At 59.0% G+C, this 1,441-nt stretch carries 2 protein-coding genes; both read left to right on the plus strand.

The features are described from left to right. Positions 1 to 464: 464 nt before the first annotated feature. Entirely contained in the window at positions 465 to 728 is a 264-nt protein-coding gene (locus tag Ga0074115_RS15490) for a PqqD family protein (RefSeq protein ID WP_057957365.1), read from the plus strand. Further along, a partial coding sequence (locus Ga0074115_RS15495; protein ID WP_060528712.1) for an ATP-grasp domain-containing protein occupies positions 725 to 1,441 on the plus strand: 717 nt, incomplete at its 3' end. The genes Ga0074115_RS15490 and Ga0074115_RS15495, both read left to right, overlap by 4 nt.

Consider the following 1,441-nt stretch of genomic DNA (forward strand, 5'->3'; position numbering starts at 1 on the left):
TGTTGTTTGAGTAGATATATCCAGAGGTGCTTCCCTGCCCCCTGTTTGTTGTGCCTTTTTTCTTGAAAGGTGCGGCAAACTTGTTTAATGGGATGGTTTGCGAATCTTGTCGTCCCACAGTGGAGAAGGGCCATTGTGAATAGAGTCACATTGGAATCAAAAACAACCACCGTATGCTGGTGAAAGTAACCACTTTCACTTTTACTCTCTTCCGCGGACCACAATGAAACTTCGGTTTTACAGTAACGCATGAAAGATATGCTGTCGGGCCTGGACAGGCTTGCCGCGCAGGCCGGCCTTTTATAGGCATGGACGGGATTCTGGCGCAATGGATCGAGAGCCGGGCGGCTAGCAGTCTGCTGACCACCTCTTGACTTATTCAGGCGCAGCAGGGATCGGCGTATGCCCGACCGGGAAGCCCGCTGGAAACGCCTGCTGAATTTTTTACCTTGGAGATGCATGGAATGAAACCATCCGAAACACTGCCGAACCCGGTGCTGTTGCAGCGGCTGGCGATCAATGAGAGCGGCTTTATCTTCGATCCGGTCAGCGGCCGCAGTTTTACCGTCAATGAGTCGGGACTCGCCCTGTTGCATCTGATGATGCAGAAAATGAGCGTCACCGGGATCATCGAAGAGCTGGCCGATGAGTGGGATCTGGAACCGAGGCAGGCGGAGCGGGATCTGCTGGATTTTTCTGCCGAACTGCGTAAGGCGTTTCACGGATGAAGGGAGTGACCGTCGCCGTTACCGGCATGAACGCCAAGCCAGACAACCCGGGCCCCGGCCTGGCGGTGGCCCGCTGCCTGCGTGAGTCGGAGGGGTTTGAGGGACGTATCGTTGGCCTTGGCTATGATGTGCTCGATCCGGGCCTCTATCTGCGGGAGCAGTGTGATGCCGGCTATCTGCTGCCCTATCCATCGGCCGGGGAGGCGGCGTTGCTGGAACGCCTGCGGGCGATCCAGGCGCGGGAGTCGATCGACATCCTGATCCCCTGTCTTGATGCGGAACTGCTCGGCTTCGCCCGTCTGATGCCGGAACTGGAGCAGATGGGTATCCGCTGCTTGCTGCCCGATGTGGAGCAGTTGCAGCAGCGTAACAAGGACCGGCTCGGTGACTTGGCGGCCAGTGCCGGACTCGACTACCCGCAGACGAAACCCGTGACCCATGCCGGCTTCTTCTATCAGTGCCAGCAAGAGGGGTGGCACTACCCACTGGTGGTCAAGGGGCAGTTCTACGATGCGGCGGTGGCCCACAATCCGGATCAGGCGGCCCACGCCTTCCGCCGTATCGCCAACGAGTGGGGGCTGCCGGTGCTGGTGCAGCAGTTCGTGCAGGGTGAAGAGGTCAATCTGACCGGGGTTGGCGACGGCGAGGGCGGACTGCATGGCGTGGTGATGATGCGCAAGCGCGCCATGACCGACAAAGGCAAGGCCTGGGCT

It is taken from the genome of endosymbiont of Ridgeia piscesae, from assembly GCF_001443665.1.
GTDB classification, from domain to species: domain Bacteria; phylum Pseudomonadota; class Gammaproteobacteria; order Chromatiales; family Chromatiaceae; genus Endoriftia; species Endoriftia persephonae.

What these genes read in the sequence shown, in the direction of transcription:
- Ga0074115_RS15490 (WP_057957365.1), top strand. Translation starts at nt 465, where the DNA reads ATGAAACCATCCGAAACACTGCCGAACCCGGTGCTGTTGCAGCGGCTG.